We start from the raw sequence: 26,969 nt of genomic DNA on the forward strand, positions 1-26,969 counted from the left end.
AGGAGAAGATATCTTAGCTCCCTTTTAAATAAATGGAGGCGTGTGTTATGGCCAACTTATTTAGGAAAAAATCCGTTAGGAAATTGTTAGAAGATAGTAAAAGAAAGACTTTGACAAAAACATTAGGCGCATTTGACCTTACCATGCTAGGGATTGGCGCGATAATTGGTACAGGAGTGCTTGTATTAACTGGATTAGTAGCAGCAAGAGATGCTGGTCCAGCAGTTATTTTTTCATTTATGATTGCGGCAATTGTTTGTGGATTTGCAGCCCTATGTTATGCAGAAATTGCCTCTTCACTTCCAGTATCTGGTAGTGTATACACCTATTCATATGCGACAATTGGTGAGTTTGTAGCTCATTTAATGGGCTGGACCTTACTGTCAGTATATATAGTTACAACTGCGGCGGTAGCAGGTGGATGGACAGGCTATTTCCACAACTTAGTAAGTGGATTTGGGATTGAAATACCAAAATCACTGTTAACGATTCCAAGGCAAGGTGGAATCGTTAACTTACCAGCAGTAATCATTACTTTGATATTAACTTTGTTATTATCAAAAGGCACGAAGGAAAGTAAGCGAGTGAATAACGCAATGGTATTAATAAAAATTTGTATTGTTATTTTATTTATTTCAGTTGGTATATTTTACGTGAAACCAGAAAACTGGATACCATTTGCACCGTACGGTATAAGCGGAGTCTTTTCTGGAGGAGCTGCAGTATTCTTTGCTTTTTTAGGATTTGATGCGTTAGCAACGTCTGCTGAAGAAGTAAAAAATCCACAACGTGATCTACCAATTGGTATTATTGCTTCGTTAGTTATTTGTACAATTATTTATGTTATTGTCTGTCTTGTTATGACAGGCATGGTTTCGTATAAGGAATTAGATGTACCAGAAGCAATGGCTTACGTATTAGAAGTTGTAGGACAAGATAAAGTGGCGGGGATAATCGCAGTTGGAGCTGTAATTGGTATTATGGCTGTAATTTTCGCTTACATTTATGCAGCAACACGTGTATTCTTTGCGATGAGCCGTGACGGTTTATTACCAAAATCTTTTGCGAAAATTAATAAAAAAACAGAAGCGCCAGTATTCTCAACTTGGTTAACAGGGATTGGTAGTGCTTTAATTGCTGGATTTATCGATTTAAAAGAATTGTCTAATTTAGCGAATATTGGAGCGTTATTAACATTCGCCATGGTTGGTGTAACTGTTATCATTCTTCGTAAAACACATCCGAATTTAAAACGTGGTTTCATGGTACCACTGGTACCAATCTTACCGATTATTTCAATAACATGTTGCTTATTCTTAATGGTAAATCTACCTTTAAAAACTTGGGTTTATTTCGGTATTTGGTTATTTATAGGGGTAATAGTATATTTTATATATTCTAAAAGACACAGTCAATTAAACAAGCTATAAATGTGTAATATAGTAGTACCAGGTTACCACGTCCTACATGTTTGAGGACGCAAAATTCTTTTGGAGAGCGGCTAAAAAGAATTCATGGACCTGTTTCATATAGGTATTCAGATAATTTTTTATCCTAGTTATTCATACCCATCTGCTTAAAAGGTCGAATAAGAAAAAAATTAATTAAAGTGATTCTTTTCTTTTGGGATGTACCTCTTCTTTTTATAAAAATTTCAATCAAAAGAACTTGCAAGTTTATGTTATACGATAAAAAAAGGATCTATTTTCAAAATAGATCCTTTTTTTATGGACGTCTCCACTAATAAAAAAAGAACTGACATAGGTCAGTCCCAATCCTAAGCTAACGCACTCGTTTGTTTAAGTGTGATTCTTCACAAACTAATGTCGGAATTAGGAGTTGGACCCTTATTTAATGGATTTCTTTGAAAAAAGGTGATTTATCACTTATAATAAAGGTAACTAGTTACATTTATTCGAGGAGGATTTTTAAAAATGAAACAAACTCAAGAAAAAGCCTTTATTTTTGGTGCTATCTTTACTTTGGCAAATCGATTACAGATTCTTGGAGATAAGTTTGACGAAAACATAACGGTTAAACAATGGCTGTTATTAGCTACTATATCTAAATCTGAACATCCAGCGCCTTCATTAAGTGAGGTTGCTAAAATTATCGGGAATTCAAGACAAAACGTTAAAAAAATGGCTCTTATTCTTGAAAATCAAGGTTTTCTCTCTCTAACGAAAGATGATATAGACACTAGAATAACAAGAATAACGTTAAACCCAAAATGTATTACTTATTTTCAAAACAGAAATTTGGATGAACTAAATTTTTTAAATCAATTATTTGATTCATTTGACGAAGATATGATAACGGGATTATACCAAGGTCTTAATCATTTAGCGGAAAACATTATTAACATGGAGAATACCACAAATACTTATAAAAAGGATTGATACATCATGAAAACCGTAATTATTATTCTATTAACTTCCATAATCATAATTACAATTGGATCGTACATATTTTTTAATATTTCATACTCAAAAACGAAAAATGAATTTAATAAAAAAGTAAGTCAGCAAATTGCTACTTTGAATTCGGTTAATGATGAGTTTACTTATGAGGATATTGATTATTTACCACTACCTGTTAAACGATACTTTGAGTATTGCGGTTACATCGGAACTCCTAAAATGTCCTACATGGTAGCGAAATTCCAAGATGTTGATTTTATCATGTCACCTAACAAACCGAAGTTGAAAATAGATTATACACAATATAATTTTGTTAATGAACCAAACAGATTGGCATTTATAGATACCGCGCTTTATGGAGTTCCTTTTCAAGGAATCGATTCTTATATTGGTGGAAGTGGTAATATGAAAGGTGTTATTGCTAAAAGTTTCAATCTATTCAATCAACGTGGACAAGAAATGGATCAAGCTAGTTTAGTGACCGTACTTGCAGAAAGTTTAGTCATACCAAATGTCGCATTACAAAATTATATTATTTGGGAATCGGTAGATGATACACATGTCAAAGCAAAGATAGCTTACAAAGGTATTTCAGCTAGTGGTATATTTACTTTCTCTAAAACTGGAGAAGCTTTAAGTTTTACCACTAAAGATCGAGCTGCGATTTCAACGGATGGTATAAAGCAAAAGATAGCATGGTCAGCCGTTTATGAAAACTATAAAAAATCTAACGGAATCATGCAACCAACAGTTCTTAAAGCTGTTTGGCATTATAAAAGTGGTGATGTAACATACTTTGACGGTCGAGATGTAAAATTTGAATACAATTATAATTTTAATATGTGAAATATCGTAGCTTGAATCACTAAAAATCCTATGGAAATACTCTATCATTCGTAGATTAAGCCAAAGCCCTAGCTTCTGAGCTAGCTCATGAATTCCAATTTAAAATGAATACATCAGGAGGGCGAGAAATTTTCAATAAAATATAAAAACTACGCTATCTTTTCTGTGGAATCTTAGGAAAAGATAGCGTTTTTATTGCCCAATAACTTACAAACTTAAACTATAAGAGAAAAATGAATGAAGTATTTGGGTGGTAGTAAATGATTTAGCGGTATTAATATATATATGACAAATCAGCCTATAGCTATTTACTTTCTTAAATTTTATATAATATAAATTTTTTGTGAATTATTAGTCTGTAATTAATTAGATTTAAAGTATTATTCACACGAAATGACTACCTTTGTGTAGTTTACTTGATTTGTAAGACAGTTAGAAATACTAGATCAAAACATAAATACTCGTTTTTGATAGATATTTTATAAAGTTGTATTTATATGTGTCATAAAATAACATCTAAATATAATTATAAACAGAATAAAGGGAGGACTATGTAAAAAGTAATAAATACAAGTTCATGAACTGTTCTTGCACGTAAGCACATGCTAGAGAAATGAAAACTTTTAAATTTATCAAGGAAATGAGAGGGAGATACTATGGGGAATAAATCAAAGCATAAAACCAAAAGAATACTTGTAGCTACTGCAACATTAACTATACTTGCTTCTGGAATGGCTTCTTCACCAGATATCTTTGCAGAGGAAAAGCAGCAGCAAAAAAATTTATCGACATCACTGCAAGATAAAAATCCAGTTAAATCAGAAAATAGAACATATACAGTCCCAGGGGAAGGGGATGTTGAGGGACTGAAACAACAGGAAAGAAAAAATATGGCATTTAGCCCATATGAACCCACTGGTTTATATGCAAAACCAAATGAACAAATAACGATTAATGTAGAAGGTAATCAAGATATTCAGGTATATATTGGAACATATTCGTATGATGCTTCTTGGAGAGAAGATTCTAAAATAAAATCATTTACATTAAAACCCGGTATAAACACCATTCAATCTCCAAATGGGGGATGATTTATTTTTATAATAAACAACAAGGTGGCACCATTCGAACAACAGTCACAACAGGTGGAACGACTACGCCTTTCTTTGAACTAGGAAAGCATACGAAACAAGATTTAATAAACATGCTGGACCAATATCCTAATGCAAATGCAGTGGAGTTAAAAGGCGAACGTGTATTAATTACGGCCAGCCCTGCACGTGTTAAGAAATATTTGTTGGGTTCTAATACAGATCCTGTACAACTCTTAAAAAAGATGGATGAAGCTACTCGAATTCAAGACAAAGTAGCTGGATTATCTGAAGAACAAGTAGATAAACATTATGTTCATTACGTAGAAGAAAATCATTCTCCTGATTATTATATGTATGCAACTTCTTATCGAACAGCATATGTAGGAGATGCAATCCAATACGTGTTAGATATTAATAAATTTATAACAGATGGTTGGGGCCCTTGGCATGAGGCAGGACATTTGAGACAACAATCGCCCTGGAAGTTTTATAATATGACAGAAGTACAAAATAATATATACAGCCTTTCTGTAGAAAAAGCATTTAATCAACCATCCAACTTAGAGAAAAGTGGAATTTATCCAAAAGCATTTCAATATCTAGAACAAGTGAATAAAAATTATGATGAAATTAGCGATGTTTTTGTAAAGCTTGTTATGCTTTGGCAACTACAGTTAGCGTATGGAGAGGATTTCTATCCTACATTGCATCAATTGTATAGAGACATGCCTTCAAGTGAACTTCCACAAACTGATGAAAATAAAAAACAATTATTTATGATTTCAGCATCAAAAGTAGCCAAACAAAATTTGATTCCTTTCTTTGAGAAGTGGGGATTACGTCCAAATAACGATACCATTCAAAAAGTAGCTGCATTAGGATATCCAATTTTAACAGCAGAGATTTGGAAGGGGACGGATTCTAATCCAATTAAACTAGATATGCCTAATGTAAATAATATTTTAGAAGGAAACCAGTTTGCATGGTCGCTGAAAGGGATTGGAGATTTTGAATTCGCAAAAGTAAATTTAAATAAATCAACAGAAGAAATGCAAATTGATCTAAAAGCAGGTGTACCACATAACTACTTTGATAGTACATATGCAAGTATTAAAGTGCAAAACACATCAGGTAAAGTGGTCTATAACAAAGAGATTTATGGAAACAAACAGCAAAATGCTGAATCGCAAAAAGTTCCAGTCAAAGTAGGCGATTATATAGAGTTAACACATCTAGAAGGTGTACATAGAGCTACTTTTACAAATGTAGATAATAGTAAACAAGAGAGCTTTGGAAAAAAAGCCATATACGAAGTTACAAAGGAAGGCCTGAAGAAAGTAGAAAAAATGCCAGAAGCAACAATTTTAGAAGGAAACCAGTTTGCATGGTCATTAAAAGGATATAGTGATAGAGAAATTGCAAAAGTAGATTATGATAAAACGGTAGAAGGGATGAAGGTAAAACTAGAAGCAGGTGTACCACATTCCTATTTTGCTAGTACGTATGCGAGTATTAAGGTCCAGAATTCTTCTGGTAACGTTCTGTACAATAAGGAAATCGTGGGAAATAAACAACAAAATGCTGAAAGCCAAACTGTGCCCGTTAAGATAGGGGATTACATTGAATTTACCCATATAGAAGGAGAAGCAACAAAGGAAAAAACGCGAGCAACTTTAATTAACCTTGAAAATAACAAAAATGAAACCATTGGAAAAACAGCAAGATATCAAGTTACAAAAGAAGGCCTAAAGAAAGTAGAGAAAATGCCAGAAACAACAGTTTTAGATGGAAATCAATTTGCGTGGTCTTTAAAGGGATATAATGATCGAGAAATCGCAAAAGTAGAGTATAACAAAGCAACAGAAAAAATGCAGATTAAAATAGAAGTGGGTATACCTCATTCCTATTTTAATAGTACGTATGCAAGCATTAAAGTTCAAAATTCATCGGGCAATATTTTGTACAATAACGAAATTGTAGGAAATAGACAACAAGCTGCTGAGAGCCAAACCGTTCCCGTCAAAGTAGGAGATTATATTGAGTTTACTCATATAGAGGGAGAAGCACAAAAGGAAAAGACACGTGCCACACTTACTAATCTTGAGAATAGTAAAAAGGAATTTGTGGGTAAGAAAAAAACATATCAAGTTACTCCTACGGGATTATTAATAAAATAGATTAAAAGGATGTCTAAAAAATATAATTTTTTTGGACATCTTTTTTATTATTAAGGCTCTGTTAAAGGTAAATGTTGATATTTGAAACCTATCCGAAATCTTAGTACAATTGTATAAGAACAAACATTCGGGAGGTGTTTAAGGTTGAGCAAAGCGTTCAGTAATCTATTGAAACATATTGGCAATTTGTCACACACAGAGAAAGAGCAAGTGTTTCAATGGGTAAAACGCTATGTTGAACCTTCTTCCTCTGTCAAAATTCAGTGTATAAACGAACGAATAAAGAAAAGGGTGAAATATTGGATAACTCGAAATGGATACCTTTAAGTAATGTTAATGATGAGGAGGAAATTTGGGCAGGGGCAAGAGTTAGGTTGTACAATGTTGGTATGAATAGAGAAGACAAAGAAAATGATTTCTACGAATACATTATTTCTTATATCTACGACAACGATAACTACTTACAACTAACTAATTTAACAACAGGAAAAGCAGGTTATATTATTTGTGTCATTGAAAAAGAATTGCCGAATAATTATGCTTTGGGCAAAACATTAAAGCAAAGAATGGGCTTAGAAAATACCTATTTTAGATTTGAATATGAATAATCAACAACTAAGGGAAGCACCAACTCTAAGGTGTCTTCCCATATTTAATACTTTTTATCAACATTCAACATTAACAGAGCCATTATTAAAAAAGCGTTAATTATTGATAGTGATGTATGATGAATTCTATCGGCCCATTAAATATTATATATACTTGAAAAATTAACTTATAACCAATGTTCCAAGGATTGACACATCTATTCTTAGTTAATCATGTTATACTTTTCACAAGTGAAATGCTACAATATCAAATCCTAGTTTTTAGACATCCTTCTGTTGCCACAGTTTATAAAAGGTCAATTCCAATGGGATTGACTTTTTATAGTTGTAGCACAAAGTTATAAACGCCCATATTTTTTATAAGATAAATGTTGTAATTTCACGTACCGTATTTATAAATGTATAAATAATTACAATAAATATTATTCTATATGTAGCTTTGCGATATGTAACTGTTAAATAGATAATATTTAATCTTCTCGTGATATTTTAAATTAAGGTTAAAAGAAAGGAAAGTAAAATAAAGTAGCTTGTTAATATATAAGTATATTAGTAATAATTTGTGGGAAATTGAAGAACTAAGGTATATGATTGTGATTTTTTTCACAAATATATACCTTAGTTCTTCAAAATTATTTCAAAGGGAGGTTATAAACAATGAAAAGAATTATAACACTGAGCACTTGTAAACTGCAAGATACTATAAAACATGGTGGGTGTGGTGCATGTCAGACATCTTGTCAGTCTGCTTGTAAAACCTCATGTGGAGTTGCAAATCAAAAGTGTGAAAATACAATAAATAGATAGGAAATAAGAAGTATAGTATTCAATTATATTTTATTTAGGTGGCAATCTTTATGAAAAAGGAGTTTGGTTATCCAGTATGATTCATCAATATAAATTAAATGGATACAATATCGTGTTAGATACTTATAGCGGATCCGTACATGTCGTTGACGATCTTGCTTATGAAATAATTATGCTATATCAGAATACTCCTATGGAAGAAATCCATTCAATAATGCAGGAAAAGTATAAATATGATATCCACGTTTCCAAGAAGGAAATTCGAGAAACAATTGCGGATATTGAAGAATTAAAAAAAGATGGGAAGCTTTTTACCGAGGATGATTATAAGGACCTTTCAATTGATTTGATAAATCGTCCCACTTATGTAAAGGCTCTTTGCCTTAATGTCGCGCATACATGTAATCTGTCGTGTGAATACTGCTTTGCTAGCCAAGGAAAATACAATGGAAATAGAGCTATAATGAGTTTTGAGGTTGGAAAAAGAGCCATAGATTTTCTATTAGAAAACTCAGGTAATCATCGAAATCTCGATGTTGATTTTTTTGGTGGGGAGCCACTCATGGCGTGGAAGACTGTCAAACAGATTGTCGCCTATGCAAGGAATAAAGAAAAAGAGTACAAAAAAACTTTTCGTTTTACCTTTACTACAAATGGTATGTTGCTTAATGATGAAATTACTGAATTCTTAAATCAAGAAATGCACAATGTTGTATTAAGCCTTGATGGAAGAAAAAAAGTTCATGATTATCTTCGTAAAACTGTCAATGGGAAAGGTAGCTATAATCATATCGTTCCAAAGTTCCAGGAGTTTGTTGAGAAGCGTGGAGATAAAGAATACTATGTACGTGGAACCTATACCCATAATAATGTTGATTTTACCAATGATATTTATCACATCGCTGACTTAGGTTTTAACAAAATCTCAATGGAACCTGTTATCTGTAATCCGCAAGAACCATATGCGCTCTGTGAAGAAGACCTGCTGGAAATTTACAATCAGTATGAAATTCTCTCGAAAGAAATGCTAAACCCTGAGGAAAAAGGAAATGGTTTTACATTTTATCATTACATGCTCGACCTTTCAGAAGGTCCGTGCGTTCAAAAGAGAATTTCTGGTTGCGGTTCTGGGACTGAATATCTAGCTATTACCCCATGGGGGGAGATATTTCCTTGTCATCAGTTTGTTGGGGAAGAAGAATATAGTATGGGGAATATCTGGGATGGCATTACAAAAACAGAGATACAGTCTCAATTTAAGGAGAATAATTGCTATTCAAAACCGGAATGTCAGGAATGTTGGGCACAGCTTTACTGTAGTGGCGGTTGTCCAGCTAATACAATACATGCAACGGGTTCTCTTAAGGGAACACATGAGTTCAGCTGTAAAATCTTCCGCAAGAGAATAGAATGTTCTATGATGGTTAAAGTAGCTCAATCCATTAGAGCTATGAAGAAGGAAGAACAAGACATGGTTCAGTAAATAAAAAAGTGCACAAGTGTTGTTATAGCATAAATTTATAAAGATAGTTACAAACAAGAATTCTTTAGTCCAATTTAGAATAAATGAGTTTAAAAGAAGATAGCCATTTGTAATGGCTATCTTCTTTTGTAAAAAATATATAATTTATTCAATTATTTTTTCGATAACAGGCATAACAGCGATTGGTGGAATAGAGTGAGTCCATCCTACGGAAAATATATTTAGTTTTTCACCTACGCTATAGTTATCCTTGCTAGTAATAGGAACACGTAAAATTTTATTCTGAGAAGCTAATTCCCACCAATTATTTTGATAAGAAAGTGCCTCCTCTTTTGTATTAGTGTCAGCTACAACTAAATAATTATCATCTGCTGAAATAACATATCCAGTAAAAGGTATCTGTATTCTTACTTGTTCTTCCTTAATAGGATTACTTATAGAATCTGCGGAAGTAGGAGTTAATCCGAAAACTAATCCACATCCTAGCGTCAGAGTGGTAACCACTGTTACTAATTTTTGTTTTTTTGAAAACATAATATAAATCCCCCTTATATTTTATCCGTACACCATCACCTTTCTATTTTTTATATAGAAAGCCTTTTTATATCCCTAAATTTAACAATTATGTCACGAATAATCCATTTTTCAAATGAGTATTATTTAAAGATAATATATGTTATAATTCACCAAATTAACTATTAATTTTACCTCTATCTTCTAGTGAATATATATTTTTGAAAAGAATGATAGCGCTATCTTTTGTAAATGTTCCTATTTGCATGATTACCTAATTTTTATGTACAATAAAGAAAAGAGAGTTTCTTAGACAGAAAGAGGAAAGTCATGACCATGTCATTAGTAAATTTACGAATTGATTTTGCTTTTAAGCAATTATTTGGGACAAGTGGTAGTGAGGATATTCTTATCACATTTTTAAATGCCATGCTAAAGAATTCATTAGAATCACCTATTATGTCGCTACAATTAGAGGATCCACATTTACATCGAGAACATGAGGATGATAAATTATCAATTTTAGATGTCTCAGCCACATTAGACACGGGTACTAAAGTAAACGTAGAAATTCAGCTGAATAATAATCACGACATGATTAAACGAAGTTTGTATTACTGGGGTAAATTATATACTTCACAGTTACAAAAAGGGATGCCGTACAGCTCTCTTCGTAAAACAATTACTATTAATTTGTTGAACTTCGTACTTTCCCCTGAATATGAGGAATTTCATACAACGGGAAAGCTATGGAATATACAACAGCAAAAGCAGTTTAGTGATGATATAGAGATTCATGTTATAGAGCTTCCTAAACTAATGGAACAATGGCGGGAAGAGAAAGTTAATCCGTGGGAAGATTCATTTGTTCGTTGGCTGCTGTTACTTCCGGCAAATGAAGATGAACACTTAACTCAAACATTGGAGGACATTGCGATGAATCAAGATCCGATTTTACAAAAAGCAATGAATAAGTGGGAGCGAATGAGTCAAGATTCGACTTTCAGACAAGCCTATGAAGCGAGGGAAAAAACCTTAATGGATGAAGCTGCAAAGTTTGCTCATGCAGAGGAGCAAGGAATTAAAAAAGGTATTGAAAAGGGTATTGAAGAAGGGAAAAAAGCCGAGCGTATACAATTGGTATGTGGTATGTATAAAAACGGAATGTCTGTAGAGGATATTGCGAAATTTACGAAGTTACCTATAGAAGAAATAAGAGAAATTATCCAATTATAAATAAAAAAGAGCACCTACAGCATTTGTAGGTGTTCTTTTTTATGATCAATAATGCCCATAATTATTAGTTGATGTATCGTCAGGAAAATAAGAATTTACAACATTAAATATTTTTTAAAGAACTATACATGGATGCTACCTTAAATACATGCTCTATATTCCATCATAATATTGTTAATAATTGTTTGGACGGGCAAAATCTCTTTGACTTCATTTACTCGTGCACCTGCGAAAACAAGACCATTTTCACAATCACCATCCATAGAGGTTATCAAAGAATCTAGCGTGCAGAAACGATAAGAACAGTTTTTTAAGCAATTTATACACTTTTTTATTTTTATTTTTTTATTATTATCAGCTATTAATTTAGTAAAGTTATTTTTAACCGCACGACCTTGGAGACCGACAGTTGTTTTGACTAATATAGTATCTTCTAATCGAGCATTTATATATTTTTCCTTAAAGGATAGTGGTGCGTCACACTCATTACTTGCAACGAATCTTGTACCCATTTGCACACCAGATGCACCCATTTTTAAGGCATGAGCAATATCTTTCCCAGTCATAATTCCTCCAGCAGCAATTACGGGAATTTCGACTGCTGCAACTACTTCCGGTAATATATCGAATAAAGGTCGCTCGGTACCCAGATGTCCTCCTGCTTCATGCCCCTCTACTACAACAGCAGCCGCACCCAATCGTTCAGATAATTTAGCGAGTTTGGCTGAGGAAACTATTGAAATAACTGGTATGCCGGCATTTTTCCCCCAAGTATACATATCTCGTGAAATGCCAGCACCAGATATGATGAAATCAACTTTTTCCTCAATGGCTGCTTTCATTTTTTCAGCAAAATCATTCATTGCAAAAAGGACATTTACTCCAATATAACCAGTATTCCGAATCTTTTCTTTCGCCTTCCTAATATGCATTCTCATTTCATCTATGGAAATACCAGTTCCTGATATAATCCCAATTCCTCCAGCATTTGCAACTGCAGATGCAAGTTTACTTAATGAAATGCCTACGCCCATTCCTCCCTGTAGAATTGGGACCTTTGGCATCATATGCCCGATTTTTAATTGTGGAAAGTTCAAGTAAATACCCCATTTCATTAATGTTATTAGAGTAGATCTGTTAAACACCTTCAGTTTAACACGGTGTTTGGAACAAACACAGGAAATTAATACCTACTACTAGTAGTTTGTGATGTTTTTTGGTGATTTTCACAAAATGTTCGAATAGTGCGCTATAAATTTTAGAATAATATCAAATGTATATTAAGGCTTCTGAATAAAAACAACGAAATTTAGATTTTCTAACAAAAAATGTTATTAAAGAATTGATTTGTCAAAAATGAAGTGGGATGTAATCATTAATTATTTTGAGTGGGGATATGAACAGAGCTAAATAGAAGTTTATATGCCTTTTAATAAAAGTAATTTTTGTATTATAAGTGTTAAATAATCAATAGTTGTAAAGGAAAAAATCTATGTTTTTAGTAATCTACACGATTGGATTAGAGACAATTAGATGTGTAGTACATTCTAGAAGTTTTAAATATCAATATTCCAAAAATCTTGATAATCAATATGCTTATCAAATTTTTTTAGTATTCTAATGATTTTAGTTGCAGATGTTAAAGTGGGAATACGATCCTTTTTATTTGCTAAATCACTTATCAGAGATTTACTTAATCCAGTTCTTTGTACAAGCCATTGTTGTTTGATTCCTCTGTGATCTAAATACTCACCAAATGGAGTTCTTTTTTTCCTAGACCAAACATAAAGAATCCCTCCTAATTAAGAATGATGTATAAATAGCTTGTACAAAATTCCATAAATTTAAACTTTTGTCCATAAATATGGAATTATAATTTAGAACAAAGCATAGAATAATATAAATATAATGAAAAAATATGGAATAATTTTGAGGAATCTAGCATTCATAGTAATAGCTACAAGTTGCTGATACACTATCCTAATGGCAACTTGTTGCAAAGGGTATTACTAAAATAAAAAAATCTGAAACTCCTTACGTCAGAAGGAGTTTCAGATTTTTTTCTTTTTTAGATCTTTAATTTATAGATACGTATTTTATAGATTATTATGCATAATATGGCGAATGAGTAGAATGGATCATCTGCTTATATAGTTTGATCGACCTTGTCACTAAGCATATAAATCTGTTTTAGATATGATGAAAGGAAATTATTACAAAAAATGTTAAATTCGAAATCAGTCATATCTGGTCCAGTATACTCATCACTTTCTACCCACCTGTTAAGTTATCAGTTTGTAGTGAAAAAAGTACAGTCGGCCAGTTTGTGTAACAAAAAATATTTCTATCCCGTCTACAAATGTTTCATTAATATACAATTCAGGGATCATACTTATATTACAAACACTATGAATACTTTTTTGTTTCATAAATTCTCTTCCGTTAATACACTTGCAAGTGTATTATTTTTGATCTTTATGTGTCAAATGAATAATGTTTTTATCTGAATTTTCTTCATGCATTTGTATAAGAACCAGATCATTATAACAGTTCTCACAATAGTAATCAGTTTCTTCATAGGGTAAAAATGTAAAAGGATGAGTGCCCTTTCTTCTATTACAGCAATTACAAATCACAATAATTCCCATCATATAGGCCCCTTTATAAAATATAATGTTTTATTTATCATTTTAGCCAAGAAGACTCCTTCCTCAAGGAGCATGAAGGGTCACAGTCCAGTGAGTAGGTGGGAGATGAATTGGCTTCGAACAAGGGATGGCAGGAAGCCATCTTAATTGTTCGACATATAGAAAGTATTACTCCACTACCTATCGAATGTACGTTTGGTGTATAATAGTCATATACCGAAATGGAGGTGAATCAAATAATGATTAATAAAGCCTATAAGTTTCGTATCTATCCAAATCAAGCACAAGCAATTTTAATCAACAAAACGATTGGGTGTTCTCGCTTTGTATTCAATCATTTCCTATCCCTATGGGATCACGCATACAAAGAGACAGGAAAAGGCTTGACCTATGGTATATGCTCTGCCAAACTACCTGCCATGAAGAAAGAGCTTGTTTGGCTAAAAGAAGTGGATAGTATTGCTATTCAGTCGTCTGTTCGCAACCTTGCGGATGCTTATACGCGCTTTTTCAAAAAACAAAACAGCGCACCGCGCTTTAAATCTAAGAAGAACAACGTACAATCTTATACTACAAAACAAACAAATGAAAACATTGCCGTTGTAGGGAATAAAATAAAGTTGCCGAAACTAGGCCTTGTTCGATTTGCCAAAAGTCGCGAAGTAGAGGGGCGTATTGTAAATGCTACAGTTAGACAGAACCCTTCTGGTAGATATTTTGTGTCACTATTAGTTGAAACAGAAGTACAAGAACTTCCGAAAACACATTCTTACATTGGAATAGATGTAGGACTAAAAGATTTCGCTATTTTGTCAGATGGAACACACTATGAAAATCCGAAATTTTTCCGATCATTAGAAGATAAGTTGGCGAAAGCACAGCGTGTTCTTTCTAGAAGAATGAAAGGATCTTCTCGCTGGAATAAACAACGAGTAAAGGTAGCTAGAATTCATGAATACATATCAAATACTAGAAAAGATTACTTGGACAAAATTTCAACTGAAATCATCAAAAACCACGATGTTATCGGTATAGAGGATTTGCAAGTATCGAATATGTTAAAGAATTATAAGTTAGCAAAAGCAATTAGTGAGGTATCTTGGTTGCAATTTCGATCAATGTTAGAATACAAAGCAAAATGGTATGGCAAACAAGTCATTGTCGTATCGAAAACATTTGCTTCCAGCCAATTATGTTCTTGTTGTGGATATCAAAATAAAGACGTTAAAAATCTAAACCTACGTGAATGGGACTGTCCTTCTTGTCGTACACACCATGATAGGGATATTAACGCAAGTATCAATCTAAAGAATGAAGCGATAAGGCTTCTAACCGCAAGGACTGCGGGGATAGCCTAATCAATTAGAGTTCGATAGAACTCTTTACTTAGGAATCCCTCACTTCTAAACGAAGTGAAAGTGGGGGGAGTTCAAGCTTTTAAGTTAATGGGCGTGCTGTTAGGCCACCTTTTAAAATCAATATTTACCAAACAGGCCTTAACCTAGGTGATAAATTACATTCATTTGCTTCATACACTAATTTAGTTAAATCCTCTTTCAACATTTGCATTTGTTCGGTACCTATGTTTGTAATCCAACGTTGTTCAATTTCAGTTAGTATCTTCTCTTTCGCTTTTACAACTAACCAACCTCGTTCGGTCAAAACAATAATTTTCCCTCTCTTATCAGTAGGATGAGCTTCTTCGGTGTAAAAGATATGGAGAAAGTAGTGATTGAAGGTCACATCCAATTCCTAGATAAAGCAGACAAAATTATTGCCACAGGTCTTGAAAAGGCTGTTAAAGTAGCATGTACGTTCTAACTAATATAACATTTGTTACTTATATAGCAGTACTAACACTTTTATAATCGCTTGTTTTACTACTTTTTTACGCTTTATCCGTATAGGGGAATTGCCCAAACTTAGCAACTTAAGAATTTTATAACACCTCAAGCTGAAAAGTTCATGTATTTTTGACAGAAGACAGCTTATTTTTTCGTTTTGGGGGGGATTTGTATTTCTTAGCTTAATGGTGATGTGGTGCTACCTATTAGAGGATACTTCATAACCTTAGCTTAATAGCGATGGGTACTGCTCCTTTATGAAGATTTTTGCAGTTATACATTAAATCCTAACAAAGGCCATTATACATTCGCTGAAAGAGTATCAGTACATTTACTATTTTAGTTTAGTTGCATTCGGATAAATGTTCCAATCCTGTGAACTTTCAGGCTTGAATATATTTAGATAATAGCTATTATCTAATTAATTTATCATTCCAAATGGAAATAAATCAACAATTATTATCTGAATTAGTTTCCCTCAAAGATCCAAACAAGATTGTGGTTGCTGTCTGTTACTATTTTCACTTAGTTATCACGTATAATAACCAAGAATATTTTGATGGTAGTATGAATGATGTTTGAGGAATAAACAGAAAAAACAATTATGAAGTGAAAGTAATTTGAGCATGTATATCATATGCATTTAGATCTGGGGGTTTGTTTAATAAAAATATTTACGTCATCTTACACATAAGTATTAGAATATTTGCAAAATTGAAAAATATTCCAAATCCATATACACCATAATAATAAAATCTTAGGAGTTGGAGGATTTCGAAAAATTCCTAATATCATCATTAAAACTAAGAAACCTGAATTCTATATTTTTATAGATTCAGGTTATTTCATTTCTTTAGAAACCTTTGGTAGTTACATATTTGCGTAAGGAAAATTCATTTCATTATCTATACATCGATAGTTATTAAATCAGTGAAAGACACTCATTAGAGTGCATATGTTACAAAAAAATCTCCTTCATTTTACTGAGGACTTAATATTTTTTGAAATTAAATTTCAAATAAAAAAATAATAATTGAAATTAAGTTTCAATAATGCTATTCTATATTTGTAATAAAGAAAACGTTTCCGTGAAAGGATATAAATAAAAAATTTCCATGAAAAAGGGTGGTATATATGTTAGAAAATTTAACAACAGAAGCTCGTAATGATAAAACCATGAACTTAGATGAGATGTCGATAATAGAATTTCTTACAATCATGAATGAAGAGGATGCAAAAGTAGCTGACAGAGTAAAGTTGGAACTCCCGCAAATTGCAACAGCAGTAGAAGCAATTATAGAGGCAAAAAGAAAAGGGGGGCGCTTAATCTATCTTGGTGCTGGAACAAGTGGTCGCATTGGTTTGCTAGATGCTGTTGAATGCCCACCAACTTTCGGGACAGAACCTGAAGAAGTAGTTGGATTAATTGCTGGCGGTGAGAAAGCTTTTATTAAAGCGGTAGAAGGTGCAGAAGACAGTAAAGAATTAGGAATTCAAGATTTAAAGGACATTCATCTAATCAATGCAGATGTTGTAGTTGGAATTGCAGCTAGTGGACGTACCCCATATGTGATTGGCGGTTTAGAATATGCGAATTCTATTGGAGCACAAACAATAGCAGTAAGTTGTAATAAAGATTCTGCAATTGGGAAAGAGGCAAACATTGCGATTGAAGTTAATAATGGTCCAGAGGTATTAACCGGGTCTACTCGATTGAAATCTGGAACTTCTCAAAAACTAATTTGTAATATGCTTTCAACCGCATCCATGATTGGGTTAGGAAAAGTATATGGGAATTTAATGGTAGACGTCCAATTAACAAACGAAAAGCTTATAGAGCGTGCAAAACGTATTGTAATGGAGGCTACATCCTGTGACTATGAAACAGCTGAATTATATTTAGCAAAAGCTGATAATAAGCCCAAGATTGCAATTGTAATGATCTTAGCAGGTTTTTCAAAAGAAGAAGCTATACAGCGATTAGAAGAGACTCAAGGTTTTATTCGTCAAGCAGTTAAATAGCCAAAACGAGCGAGGTGTTTATCATGAGTAAATATAATAATATAGCATTAGAAATATTAGAAGCCATTGGTGGAAGTAATAATGTATTATCTTATACAAATTGTATGACACGTCTTCGAATCACACCGGTAAATCGCGATCAAATTAATGAAGAAGCTGTAAAAAAAGTTAACGGAGTTCTTGGAGTTGTTGATGATGAGACCTATCAAATTATTCTTGGGCCAGGTGTTGTTACAAAAGTAGCAGAGCAATTCAACATTGTTGTAGCGCAAGGGAAGGAAGAATCTGTTAGTTCGACAACATCTTCTGCTGAAGATTTACAAACAAAAGGTGCCAAAATAAAGGCCGAACAAAAGAAAAAGAATAATACACCTTTCAAATCTTTTCTAAGAAAAATCGGAAATATCTTCATTCCTTTAATTCCAGCCTTTGTTGGAGCGGGTTTAATTGCTGGTATTGCATCGATTTTATCAAATAATATTACGGCGGGGAATTTAGATAGTGCTACATGGCAGCAGTATGTAACCATTTTTAATGTTATTAAAAATGCAATATTTAGTTACTTGGTTATTTATGTAGGGATTAATGCTGCAAAAGAATTTGGAGCAACTCCATCTCTAGGTGGAGTCATTGGTGGGGTGACTCTTTTAACGGGAGTGACATCAAACCTTCCAATAAACAACATATTCAACGGTGAACCATTATCACCAGGACAAGGTGGGGTACTTGGTGTTCTATTAGCTGTTTGGATATTATCAATTGTCGAAAAACAATTACGTAAATTTGTTCCAGATGCAGTAGACATTATTGTTACACCAACAATTGTATTGTTAATCGTGGGATTGATTACAATTTTCTTGATTATGCCATTTGCTGGTTTTATATCAAATAATTTAATTGGTGCAATTAATTGGGTATTGGTACATGGTAGTGTATTCTCAGGGTTTGTGCTTGGAGCGGCATTTTTACCGCTTGTTATGTTAGGTCTACATCAAGTATTAATACCAATTCATATTGAAATGATTAATTCAACAGGTGCAACACAATTACTTCCTATTCTTTCAATGGCAGGTGCTGGGCAAGTTGGGGCAGCAGTTGCATTATGGGTTCGCTGTAAAAAGAATAAATCATTAACAAATATGATAAAAGGTGCACTTCCAGTTGGTGTCCTTGGGATTGGTGAACCACTTATTTATGGTGTAACATTACCGTTAGGACGTCCGTTTATTACCGCTTGTATAGGCGGAGGTATTGGTGGAGCAGTTATAGGTCTATTAGGACAAGTTGGTGCAATTGCAATTGGGCCTTCTGGTATGGCACTAGTTCCATTAATTGCAAACGGAGCATGGTTGAACTATGTTATTGGATTATTTGCAGGCTATGCTGCTGGATTTATTCTCACATATTTCTTTGGTGTACCAAAAGAAGCAATGGCGGAACAAGAATAATAGTGTGGAATTTTTTTGAAGCATGATTAACCCTTTGGGTAGTCGTGCTTTTTTCTTTCTAAAACAGTAGACTCCTTCCTCATAAACGAGAAGGTGTGAAACATCAACTTTAGATATGTGATGTATGCCGGTAGGCGTAAATGTAGGTTTTTTTGTATACTATAGATATCGGATAAGATTCAATTACAAAAACTTGTTCTCGTTACATTTACAAAAATTCGTAAAATGGTAAGTAAAACCCAGTGAGAGTAATAGGTGAATTTTTTATAGAAGAAATAAAATGATAGAGTTAAATAAAAAATGGAAAGAAGTTGGAATGATTGACGGTAAATAGTATTCGAACACAAATAGAATTAGTTCTAGATGAACTACCTGTCTCCGAGAAAAAGATAGCACAGTATATTCTTTCTCACACAAAAGAGGTAACTCAAATGACAATACATCAATTAGCGAAAGATGCAGAAGCAAGTAGTGCAGCTGTTGTTCGCTTTTGTCGGTCATTAGGGGTAACGGGTTTTCCAGACTTGAAAGCACGTTTATATGCTGAAATACAGCATATACATCATGTCGGTTATTTTGATATTGAACCTGATGAAAAAGTGCAATCGATAATTGATAAAACATTATCTAATACAGCACAAACCCTTCATGATACAGTGGGGCAATTAGAAACGAAATCTATTGAAAAAGCAGTTGAATTCCTAAAAGGCGCGGAAGTTATATACATTTATGGAGTAGGTGCATCTTTTCTTATTGCAGAGGATGTAGCGCAGAAATGGATTCGTTTAGGCAAACAAGCTTATGCAATTTCAGATCGTCATTTGTTAGCAGTTGCAATGGCTACGCAATCAGAAAATGCATTATTTTGGGGGATTTCTTATAGTGGGGAAACAAGTGATGTAATAGAGTTAATGAAAGTAGCCAAAGGGCTAGAATTAAAAACAATTAGTCTTTCTCGATTAGGAACTAGTCCAATTTCTGAGTTAGCAGACGTATCTTTATTTACGGCTCGCGCACCTGAGGCGAAAATCCGCAGTGCGGCAACTAGTTCTCGATTTGCTCAACTATTAGTAATTGATGTTATTTTCTTCACTTACTCATCATCTCAATATGAATTGACAGTAAAACAATTAGAAAAGACAAAACACACGATACAGCAACTAAATGAATAAAAGAATTTTTTGTAGGAAAATCTGAAGTTAGACACATAAGGAACGGAGAAAGTTTTAAAATGAAAATAAAACAACAAAAGTCTAAAAGTTTATGGAGAAAAAGAATGTTTATATTTTTTATAATAGTTTTAACTTTAGTTTTTGCCGGGATTAGTTATTGGAATATTTCACCAGTTCCAAAAGCATTTTTAATCAAAAAAGCTTTTGAGGGTGGAGTATTTGAACCCTTCACCAATTATGAAAATGCCTTAAAAGAAACAGTAATTGTTAAGGACATTAATTATAATTCTAAATTTCCAGACGGTACTTTAGATATTATTTATCCAAAAAATCATAGAGAAAGAACTCCTGTTATTTTTTGGGTGCATGGAGGGGGATTTGTCGGAGGAGATAAATCAGATATTACAGGCTATGCGGTAGAACTGGCAGCTCATGGTTATACAGTAGTAAATATAAATTATGCTCTTGCTCCTAAAAAACAATATCCTACACCAGTACTGCAATTAGGTGAAGCTTATGAATATATAAAAGCAAATACTAAAAAATATGACTTGAAATTAGATCGTGTATATTTTGCAGGAGATTCTGCTGGAGCACAAATATCTGGTCAATTCGTAAATATTCAAACATCTACAGAATATGCGAAGTTAGCTAGAATTGACCCTATTGTTGACCCTACAACAATAAAGGGTGTATTGTTATTTTGTGGTCCATATAGTATGTCTGGATTAGCTAAAATAGAATCAACTAAAGAAATACAAGAATTTATGCGTACTGCTGGTTGGGCGTATTTAGGTGAAAAAAATTGGGAAGGGTTAAACGAAACGAAAATAGCCTCAATTTTAGATCATGTTACAAAAAATTACCCACCAACTTTTATAACGGATGGTAATACTGCATCATTTGAAAATCAAGGGAAAGCATTAGTTTCTGCTTTACAAAGTGAAGGTGTAGTAGTAGATAGTCTTTTCTTTGATAAAAATATTTCTGGTAAGTTAGGACATGAATTTCAATTTAAAATGAATACTTCAGCAGGTCAAGATACTTTCAACAAGGTTCTTGAATTTTTAAATAAAACTAACTAGTATACATATGATTAATATAAAGATAAAGCCCACTCTATTTTTAAAATAGAGTGGGCTTTTACTATAGATTTTTCTTTGAGATTAATTGCATAGTCTTTCATTTTTGCTGTGCTACAAGTGAAAGTGTTACTTAAATACTTTAACTTTTAATTGTGCCCGTATCTATTATTTTAACATTTGTTTTAACATTTATTTTTGCCTTTGATAAAACATGTAACCAGTCTTTTTTTACTTTTTTCCATTCTTGATATTGGAAAGCTCTAGCATATAAAGCAAGGCCTAGCGGATCAATTTGGTTTTTTTGTATATCCTGTAATATGTTTTGTAATTTATTATCCAACTCTTGTTTGATTTCTTGCTCTAATTTAATTATGTTTTTCTTATTATCGAAGCGATTCGTAATTAGATTCCCATTGGTTTTTTCGATTAATGCTACATTCATGTTTACATGTATATTAAAGATAAACTTCCCTTTTTTAAAATTAACGTTTATCTTTCTTTTTGCATCTTGTACAAGAATAGAAGCGTTAGATTTTTGATTTGACTTTTTAGGAGAAAGAGCTAAGTGTAGTATCATCCGACCAGTTTTTTTTGATTTATTTAAAAGATTGAACAACTTCACATCCTTTTTAGAAATTCTAGTTAAGTATCTTCCATACTGATCTAAAAATGCAATTCCTATAGTATCAATTTCATCATTCGTTTTCTTAATTATAGGCAGTGATTGTGTTAGCCCCTCTTCATTTTTTTCCCGCATTAGTTGTTCAATTGTAGGAGAAACAGCCTGATTGTTTTGAACAGAAGAGTTTACTAATTTATTGATATAAGAGGGAAGAGCAGGTTTATCGAGGCTTTTAACTTTAAAGAAATCTTCTGCTAATCCATCAATGAGTATTACCTTAGCATTAATGTTGGAATAAGGATCTCGATAAGAAGAATCAAGTTGCCTTATCCAATTTGCTTCTTGTGCGAAATTTTTCCCAATTAAAATGATTTCAGCTTTAGATGACGTGACGAATCCTGTTAACTTTGTATCTATTTTACTTATTCCATTATATACAGTTGATGCTTGAACCCAATGTTCTACAGTATCATTTTTCTTCTGAGGATGAAAGATGGGGATACTTGTGCCTATCCGTATTTGCCCATTAGCTGTCTTATCTAGGGCAATTAAGAGAATTAAAGAGGCTTTTTCTAAGGGAACCCTCTCGTTACAACCGATTAGATACACACAACAAATTGCAATAAATATGCTTTTCCGAATCATAACTCTTCCCTCCTATGAAACCAAGTAAAAAGAATGCTGTAAAAGTAAAAGAAGATTGGTAATAGAACAAAGAAAATAAAATTTAAAATATCCATAGAAAAATATATGGATTTTAGCTCACTTACATCAGGATTAAAAAGGATAAAAAAAATAACTATTAGTAAGACAGAACTCAAAGGAAGCAATTTACTAGTTAGCTTATTTTTAAAATTTGTTATGGAATGTAAGCTGAAAAATAAATACGGATATACAGTGGTAGAAAACACTATTAAATAGTAAGCAATATATATAATCTCTAACCTTTCTAAGAAAGAAAACTGAATCCCTTTTAATAGATGAAATACAGGCCAAATGACTGTTTTTATACCTTCAGGACTAAAGTATGTATAAGAAAGAATGGTAACATATAAATAAAAGAACATCGTTCCCGTATTGGCTAGGATGATTCCTTTTATTGCCTTATCTTTTTGTTTTAGAAATGGATATATAAAATACGCAATTTCTAATCCAGCGTAAGGGGTAATGGTTTCTTTTACGCCTTGTACAACAGGATATAAGCCGTCTTTTAAGATTGGTAAAAGGTGTAGTGGATAAAAATTTTGTTGTAATGAAAAAATGAGAAATATTGGCATCCAAGCTGTAAAGAAAAAAACCACCATAGAATAATTAACAATACCTCTAATGCCATTTGCTACTAAAATAATAAAAGGAATCAGTAATAATATAACAATTTGATAAGATGGGGTAGAAGGGAAAATCCATACCTTTACAATTTCAGTTGCTTTTAATATAGTGTTAAATCCAGCAAAAAATAAATAAAAAATATATAGAATAAAAAATATACTTCCGAACCATTTTCCAAAATACATTGTAAGAATCTGTAGAAAGTTCTTATCAGGGTTTTTTTGTAATACTAAAATAATGAGTACCCCAATCATAGAAGTAACCATCCATCCTAAGATAATAGAAATCCAACCATCTGTGCTAGCGGTATTGGCAAGTGGGCTTGGCATAATCAGCATACCTGATGCAAATTGCAGTGAATGGATAAAAACAATATACTCAAATAAATTTAAGTTGCGAAATTTTACATTTTCCATATGGACCACCTTCTTTTAATGTTAGCTTTGTCGCTTTTTCTGTTTGGGTTGTCCTGTACTAGAGCGGTTAGTAAGCATGGAATTGGGAAAGCGCACAAAAGAGTCTTTTAAATTTTGTAAACGAAAAGGTGCAATAGGAAGACCGTATGGTGTACCATATGAGTTTATTGTCGAAAAATGGGCTAATAAAATCATTAACCCACTTACCACACCAACAATCCCATAACAGTAAGCAAGTAACATTATTGGAAAACGAATAAGACGAATACAGCTTGATAATTCATAGTTAGAAACGATAAAAGATGCAATGGCAGTGATAGATACAATAATAACCATAATATTGCTGACAAGTCCTGCTTGAACAGCTGCCTGTCCAATTACAATCCCACCAACAATCCCAATTGTTTGTCCAATAGGTTGTGGGAGACGTATCCCAGCTTCTCGAAGCATTTCTAATGTGACCTCCATGATGAAAGCTTCTAACAAGGGTGGAAAAGGAACTTTTATTCTTGAAGATGCAATAGAAGTGTATAAGTCTAAAGGAATTGTTTCAAAGTGAAATGAAACCATTGCTATATATAGTGCCGGTAAAAATACAGCTATAACAAATCCTAAAAATCTTAATAAGCGAAAAAAAGATGCAATGAGCCAGTGCGTATTATAATCATCAGGTGTTTGAAAAAAACCAATTAAATTCATTGGAACAATCATTACACTAGGAGATCTATCAATTAACACTGCTATTTTTCCATCAAGAATATGTTGAGAAATGGAATCAGGACGTTCACTTAAATATGATTGAGGAAAGGGAGTCCAATTTTGATCTTTTGTAAAGTTAGATAATTCTCCAATACTTAAAATTGTATCAGTTTTAATTTTCACAATCCGTTTTTCAACCTCCTGTACTACTTCTTCGTTGGCTACATCCCCTAAGTAAATTATGTATACAGAAGTAGTAGCACGTTCTCCAATTGTTAATTTCTTAATTTTTAACTCAGTAGAAGGAATATATCTACGAATTAATCCTATATTTTTAGAGGCATTTTCAATAAACCCATCATGGGAGCCTTTAATTGTAACTTCTGAAACAGGTTCTTGAATTGATCTTTCTGCCCATCCTTTTGTATTTATAAGAAGAGCTTTTTTTTCTCCCTCCATGAATAGTACACATTGTCCCTCAAGTATTCCCTTTTTAATTTCATTCCATGTATATACTGTTTTTGAATAGGTAGCAATTACATTAAAATTAAATACCTGTATGTCATCAGTTATTTCTTGTAATAGTGGTGTAATAACATGTTCTTTCAATGCAATCCCGTCTGTAAGACCTTCAAAATAATAAAGTGAAATGCTGGTTTTAGTTTTTAACTGTAGAGGATGTTCAATTAAATCCGCACAAATATCAAAAATTTCTTCCAGTGTATTCTTAACTTCTTGCAAGGTGTTTATTTTTATGTTTTCAATAATTTCATTATTTTTATTTAAGGACATGATTCACACCTTCTTTATTTATAGATATAGGGTATCTTTATTATTTTTATATACTCACATTTTATTCATAAGATTAGTTTATTTTCAGAAAGAAAATTACTTGATAATGAGGAATTGAATCAAATGGCATCGGTACTAGTGATGGAGGGAATAGAATATATTTACATGGCAGATACTCTAGATCTTTAATATTCTGCATTTCAACTCAAGTTATTTCGACAATGAGTAATAAGAGAGACTGTTCAGTAAGAAAAATGAAATATAAGGTACCTATACTTCATCCTGCAAACAAAGTAAAAGAATTCTGTACAGAGCAGAATTCTCTTACAAGAACATTTTTTAGCATTCAATTTCTTATGTAATGGAATAACATTATGTAAAAGGGTGATGTTTTTTGAAATATTTAATTTATAAAAATAAATTGATAATAAAACTAGTTTTTATAAGCTTTATGGGCGAAACTGTAGTAAGCACTATTATAGGATAATGAATTTAGGGAATGTAGTACTTTGTATATTAGTAATAGGGATTAAGTAGTAAATGTTTGAGTGGTGACAATTTGGGTCATTAATACATTTATTGATCATGATAAGAACATTTTGGAGGTGTATTATGTTAAATGGAAAATGTTCAAAGGATTTCATAATGGATGAATATTTGAGTGGTGCTGGATTAGATCCAAGTTTAATTGGCCCACGTTACCACCAATCCCATCATTTATTTTACCAACAGGACCAGTTATAGTTGGAACATTTTTTAGATCATCAGATTTAGGTAGTGTAGTAGTACTTAATGGTGGTCTTTATCCTTTTGTGACTATGGATGAATCAGTACTAGGATCGTTTAGTCTTGCAGGAGATTGATTACAACTAATGTTAGTAGAACATATTTAATAGATAGTTATGTACAATTACAGGTAGATAGTAATTCTGGAAATGCTAGGTTATTTAATAACGGAGTAGCAATAACAAAAAATATTACAAATAAAGCACGCCCAAATGTTAATTCTATTTTTTAGATTTTCATTTTCTAAATGCTGGAGATGTAATTACATTGGTAGCATTAAATTCTACTGGAGGGGTAACTTTAGATGTTGTTTCGATTAATAATCTTAACTTTTTTCAAACGTATTTAAGGTTAATATTGCTATAAAATAGTATAAATATTGTTATTTTATAGTAAATGAATTTTATTTTGGATAGGTCGGATATCGATGAGATTTTTTGTTCATGGATTTTTTAACCTTTTTATTTACAGTGTTTTGAATGTATAATTTAGTTATATAAATTGAGGATATCAAGAGAATTAGAGGAAAATCAATATTTAAAGGAATTCGAATGCAAATTAATATTTATTAGTTTACATTTATAAACAAAAAAGTACGAAGTCTTATAAAAGACTTCGTATCAATAACAGACTAAAGTACAGTTCATCGGAAACTGAAAGGGAATTTCATTTATATTATTATAATTCATTTATTCCCATTTTTGTTAATGGATTAGATGATATGTACAATTTCATATTTTATTGTCGCTATAAGCAAAGAAATATAAGTTGTTGTTGTTTTAAAAAATTTTCTTTTTATTGTCGGTGAGCTAGCTTATGTAAGATCAAATTCTTTAAGCGCCTAGATATATTTCTATTCATTATACGCAAAAAAAACAATTCAGCCAATACAGCAACTTGAACCCATATCTTCAAATGTAGT

General features: G+C 32.4%; 17 protein-coding genes and 5 pseudogenes. 15 read left to right on the forward strand and 7 right to left on the reverse strand.

Annotated features, from left to right (window positions below; all coding sequences use genetic code 11):
* Positions 1 to 47: 47 nt before the first annotated feature.
* The 8 genes and pseudogenes from MHB52_RS34870 (at position 48) to scfB (ending at position 9,435) form a co-directional block, all read left to right on the forward strand.
* Positions 48 to 1,430, forward strand: a complete 1,383-nt coding sequence (locus MHB52_RS34870) for an amino acid permease (protein WP_061664912.1) — start codon at positions 48 to 50, stop codon at positions 1,428 to 1,430.
* Positions 1,431 to 1,934: 504 nt separating this feature from the next.
* Positions 1,935 to 2,399 (forward strand): MarR family winged helix-turn-helix transcriptional regulator, encoded by a 465-nt coding sequence (locus tag MHB52_RS34875; protein ID WP_061664911.1) that lies wholly within the window; start codon positions 1,935 to 1,937, stop codon positions 2,397 to 2,399.
* A 6-nt stretch (positions 2,400 to 2,405) separates the two neighbouring features.
* Complete coding sequence (locus MHB52_RS34880) at positions 2,406 to 3,266, forward strand: DUF6544 family protein (RefSeq protein WP_061664910.1); 861 nt, start codon at positions 2,406 to 2,408, stop codon at positions 3,264 to 3,266.
* A gap of 656 nt (positions 3,267 to 3,922) precedes the next feature.
* A pseudogene (locus tag MHB52_RS34885) lies at positions 3,923 to 6,537 on the forward strand (putative mucin/carbohydrate-binding domain-containing protein).
* A gap of 144 nt (positions 6,538 to 6,681) precedes the next feature.
* Positions 6,682 to 6,834 (forward strand): annotated as a pseudogene (locus MHB52_RS34890) (IS1595 family transposase); the annotation flags it as partial.
* A gap of 20 nt (positions 6,835 to 6,854) precedes the next feature.
* Positions 6,855 to 7,145 (forward strand): hypothetical protein, encoded by a 291-nt coding sequence (locus tag MHB52_RS34895; RefSeq protein WP_033716998.1) that lies wholly within the window; start codon positions 6,855 to 6,857, stop codon positions 7,143 to 7,145.
* A 657-nt stretch (positions 7,146 to 7,802) separates the two neighbouring features.
* Positions 7,803 to 7,952: a six-cysteine ranthipeptide SCIFF gene (gene scfA / locus MHB52_RS34900; protein WP_000821352.1), complete on the forward strand. Its 150-nt coding sequence runs from the start codon at positions 7,803 to 7,805 to the stop codon at positions 7,950 to 7,952.
* 76 nt (positions 7,953 to 8,028) lie between these two features.
* Complete coding sequence (gene scfB / locus MHB52_RS34905; RefSeq protein WP_061664908.1) at positions 8,029 to 9,435, forward strand: thioether cross-link-forming SCIFF peptide maturase; 1,407 nt, start codon at positions 8,029 to 8,031, stop codon at positions 9,433 to 9,435.
* 144 nt (positions 9,436 to 9,579) lie between these two features.
* Here the strand turns inward: scfB and MHB52_RS34910 are convergent, their stop codons facing one another.
* Positions 9,580 to 9,969 carry a DUF3221 domain-containing protein gene (locus MHB52_RS34910; protein ID WP_061664907.1) on the reverse strand — a complete coding sequence of 130 codons (390 nt, stop codon included), beginning with the start codon at positions 9,967 to 9,969 and terminating at the stop codon, positions 9,580 to 9,582.
* Between the two features lie 309 nt (positions 9,970 to 10,278).
* Here MHB52_RS34910 and MHB52_RS34915 point away from each other — a divergent pair, with 309 nt between their 5' ends.
* A complete protein-coding gene (locus tag MHB52_RS34915) occupies positions 10,279 to 11,184 on the forward strand; it encodes an Rpn family recombination-promoting nuclease/putative transposase (protein ID WP_053512732.1) in 906 nt (301 codons plus the stop codon).
* Positions 11,185 to 11,324: 140 nt separating this feature from the next.
* On the opposite strand, the gene MHB52_RS34920 is transcribed toward MHB52_RS34915, so the two are convergent.
* Both MHB52_RS34920 and MHB52_RS34925 read right to left on the reverse strand, forming a co-directional pair.
* Entirely contained in the window at positions 11,325 to 12,299 is a 975-nt protein-coding gene (locus MHB52_RS34920; protein ID WP_080451744.1) for an NAD(P)H-dependent flavin oxidoreductase, read from the reverse strand.
* A gap of 441 nt (positions 12,300 to 12,740) precedes the next feature.
* Positions 12,741 to 12,970 (reverse strand): annotated as a pseudogene (locus MHB52_RS34925) (helix-turn-helix domain-containing protein).
* Positions 12,971 to 14,071: 1,101 nt separating this feature from the next.
* Between MHB52_RS34925 and tnpB the strand changes: the two are divergent.
* A complete protein-coding gene (gene tnpB / locus MHB52_RS34930) occupies positions 14,072 to 15,190 on the forward strand; it encodes an IS200/IS605 family element RNA-guided endonuclease TnpB (protein ID WP_340769135.1) in 1,119 nt (372 codons plus the stop codon).
* Between the two features lie 124 nt (positions 15,191 to 15,314).
* Here tnpB and MHB52_RS34935 read toward each other — a convergent pair.
* A pseudogene (locus MHB52_RS34935) lies at positions 15,315 to 15,533 on the reverse strand (MarR family winged helix-turn-helix transcriptional regulator); the annotation flags it as partial.
* On the opposite strand from MHB52_RS34935, the pseudogene MHB52_RS34940 reads away from it, so the two are divergent.
* From MHB52_RS34940 to MHB52_RS34960, 5 genes and pseudogenes are all read left to right on the forward strand, one after another.
* Positions 15,519 to 15,653: pseudogene (locus MHB52_RS34940) on the forward strand (ACP phosphodiesterase); the annotation flags it as partial. The pseudogenes MHB52_RS34935 and MHB52_RS34940 sit on opposite strands and share 15 nt — an antisense overlap.
* Positions 15,654 to 16,810: 1,157 nt before the next feature.
* A complete protein-coding gene (murQ, locus tag MHB52_RS34945; protein ID WP_061664845.1) occupies positions 16,811 to 17,698 on the forward strand; it encodes an N-acetylmuramic acid 6-phosphate etherase in 888 nt (295 codons plus the stop codon).
* A gap of 23 nt (positions 17,699 to 17,721) precedes the next feature.
* Positions 17,722 to 19,146, forward strand: a complete 1,425-nt coding sequence (locus tag MHB52_RS34950) for a PTS transporter subunit EIIC (protein WP_061664846.1) — start codon at positions 17,722 to 17,724, stop codon at positions 19,144 to 19,146.
* 320 nt (positions 19,147 to 19,466) lie between these two features.
* A complete protein-coding gene (locus MHB52_RS34955; protein ID WP_061664847.1) occupies positions 19,467 to 20,318 on the forward strand; it encodes a MurR/RpiR family transcriptional regulator in 852 nt (283 codons plus the stop codon).
* A 59-nt stretch (positions 20,319 to 20,377) separates the two neighbouring features.
* On the forward strand, positions 20,378 to 21,403 hold the full coding sequence (locus MHB52_RS34960) for an alpha/beta hydrolase (RefSeq protein WP_061664848.1): 1,026 nt from the start codon (positions 20,378 to 20,380) through the stop codon (positions 21,401 to 21,403).
* A 139-nt stretch (positions 21,404 to 21,542) separates the two neighbouring features.
* On the opposite strand, the gene MHB52_RS34965 is transcribed toward MHB52_RS34960, so the two are convergent.
* From MHB52_RS34965 to MHB52_RS34975, 3 genes are read right to left on the reverse strand one after another with little or no spacing between them, the layout of a single operon-like run.
* Positions 21,543 to 22,670: a Ger(x)C family spore germination protein gene (locus MHB52_RS34965; RefSeq protein ID WP_061664849.1), complete on the reverse strand. Its 1,128-nt coding sequence runs from the start codon at positions 22,668 to 22,670 to the stop codon at positions 21,543 to 21,545.
* The gene (locus tag MHB52_RS34970) at positions 22,667 to 23,770 is read right to left on the reverse strand and encodes a GerAB/ArcD/ProY family transporter (protein ID WP_061664850.1); all 1,104 of its coding nucleotides are present in this window, start codon (positions 23,768 to 23,770) and stop codon (positions 22,667 to 22,669) included. The genes MHB52_RS34965 and MHB52_RS34970 overlap by 4 nt, the downstream gene beginning before the upstream one ends.
* Before the next feature lie 21 nt (positions 23,771 to 23,791).
* Positions 23,792 to 25,261 carry a spore germination protein gene (locus MHB52_RS34975; RefSeq protein ID WP_061664851.1) on the reverse strand — a complete coding sequence of 490 codons (1,470 nt, stop codon included), beginning with the start codon at positions 25,259 to 25,261 and terminating at the stop codon, positions 23,792 to 23,794.
* Between the last annotated feature and the right edge of the window lie 1,708 nt (positions 25,262 to 26,969).

Source organism: Bacillus sp. FSL K6-0073 (assembly GCF_038006085.1).
Taxonomy (GTDB): domain Bacteria; phylum Bacillota; class Bacilli; order Bacillales; family Bacillaceae_G; genus Bacillus_A; species Bacillus_A cereus.

What these genes read in the sequence shown, in the direction of transcription:
- MHB52_RS34870 (WP_061664912.1), top strand. Translation starts at nt 48, where the DNA reads ATGGCCAACTTATTTAGGAAAAAATCCGTTAGGAAATTGTTAGAAGAT.
- MHB52_RS34875 (WP_061664911.1), top strand. Translation starts at nt 1,935, where the DNA reads ATGAAACAAACTCAAGAAAAAGCCTTTATTTTTGGTGCTATCTTTACT.
- MHB52_RS34880 (WP_061664910.1), top strand. Translation starts at nt 2,406, where the DNA reads ATGAAAACCGTAATTATTATTCTATTAACTTCCATAATCATAATTACA.
- scfA (WP_000821352.1), top strand. Translation starts at nt 7,803, where the DNA reads ATGAAAAGAATTATAACACTGAGCACTTGTAAACTGCAAGATACTATA.
- scfB (WP_061664908.1), top strand. Translation starts at nt 8,029, where the DNA reads ATGATTCATCAATATAAATTAAATGGATACAATATCGTGTTAGATACT.
- MHB52_RS34910 (WP_061664907.1), bottom strand. Translation starts at nt 9,969, where the DNA reads ATGTTTTCAAAAAAACAAAAATTAGTAACAGTGGTTACCACTCTGACG.
- MHB52_RS34915 (WP_053512732.1), top strand. Translation starts at nt 10,279, where the DNA reads ATGACCATGTCATTAGTAAATTTACGAATTGATTTTGCTTTTAAGCAA.
- MHB52_RS34920 (WP_080451744.1), bottom strand. Translation starts at nt 12,299, where the DNA reads ATGAAATGGGGTATTTACTTGAACTTTCCACAATTAAAAATCGGGCAT.
- tnpB (WP_340769135.1), top strand. Translation starts at nt 14,072, where the DNA reads ATGATTAATAAAGCCTATAAGTTTCGTATCTATCCAAATCAAGCACAA.
- murQ (WP_061664845.1), top strand. Translation starts at nt 16,811, where the DNA reads ATGTTAGAAAATTTAACAACAGAAGCTCGTAATGATAAAACCATGAAC.
- MHB52_RS34950 (WP_061664846.1), top strand. Translation starts at nt 17,722, where the DNA reads ATGAGTAAATATAATAATATAGCATTAGAAATATTAGAAGCCATTGGT.
- MHB52_RS34960 (WP_061664848.1), top strand. Translation starts at nt 20,378, where the DNA reads ATGAAAATAAAACAACAAAAGTCTAAAAGTTTATGGAGAAAAAGAATG.
- MHB52_RS34965 (WP_061664849.1), bottom strand. Translation starts at nt 22,670, where the DNA reads ATGATTCGGAAAAGCATATTTATTGCAATTTGTTGTGTGTATCTAATC.
- MHB52_RS34970 (WP_061664850.1), bottom strand. Translation starts at nt 23,770, where the DNA reads ATGGAAAATGTAAAATTTCGCAACTTAAATTTATTTGAGTATATTGTT.
- MHB52_RS34975 (WP_061664851.1), bottom strand. Translation starts at nt 25,261, where the DNA reads ATGTCCTTAAATAAAAATAATGAAATTATTGAAAACATAAAAATAAAC.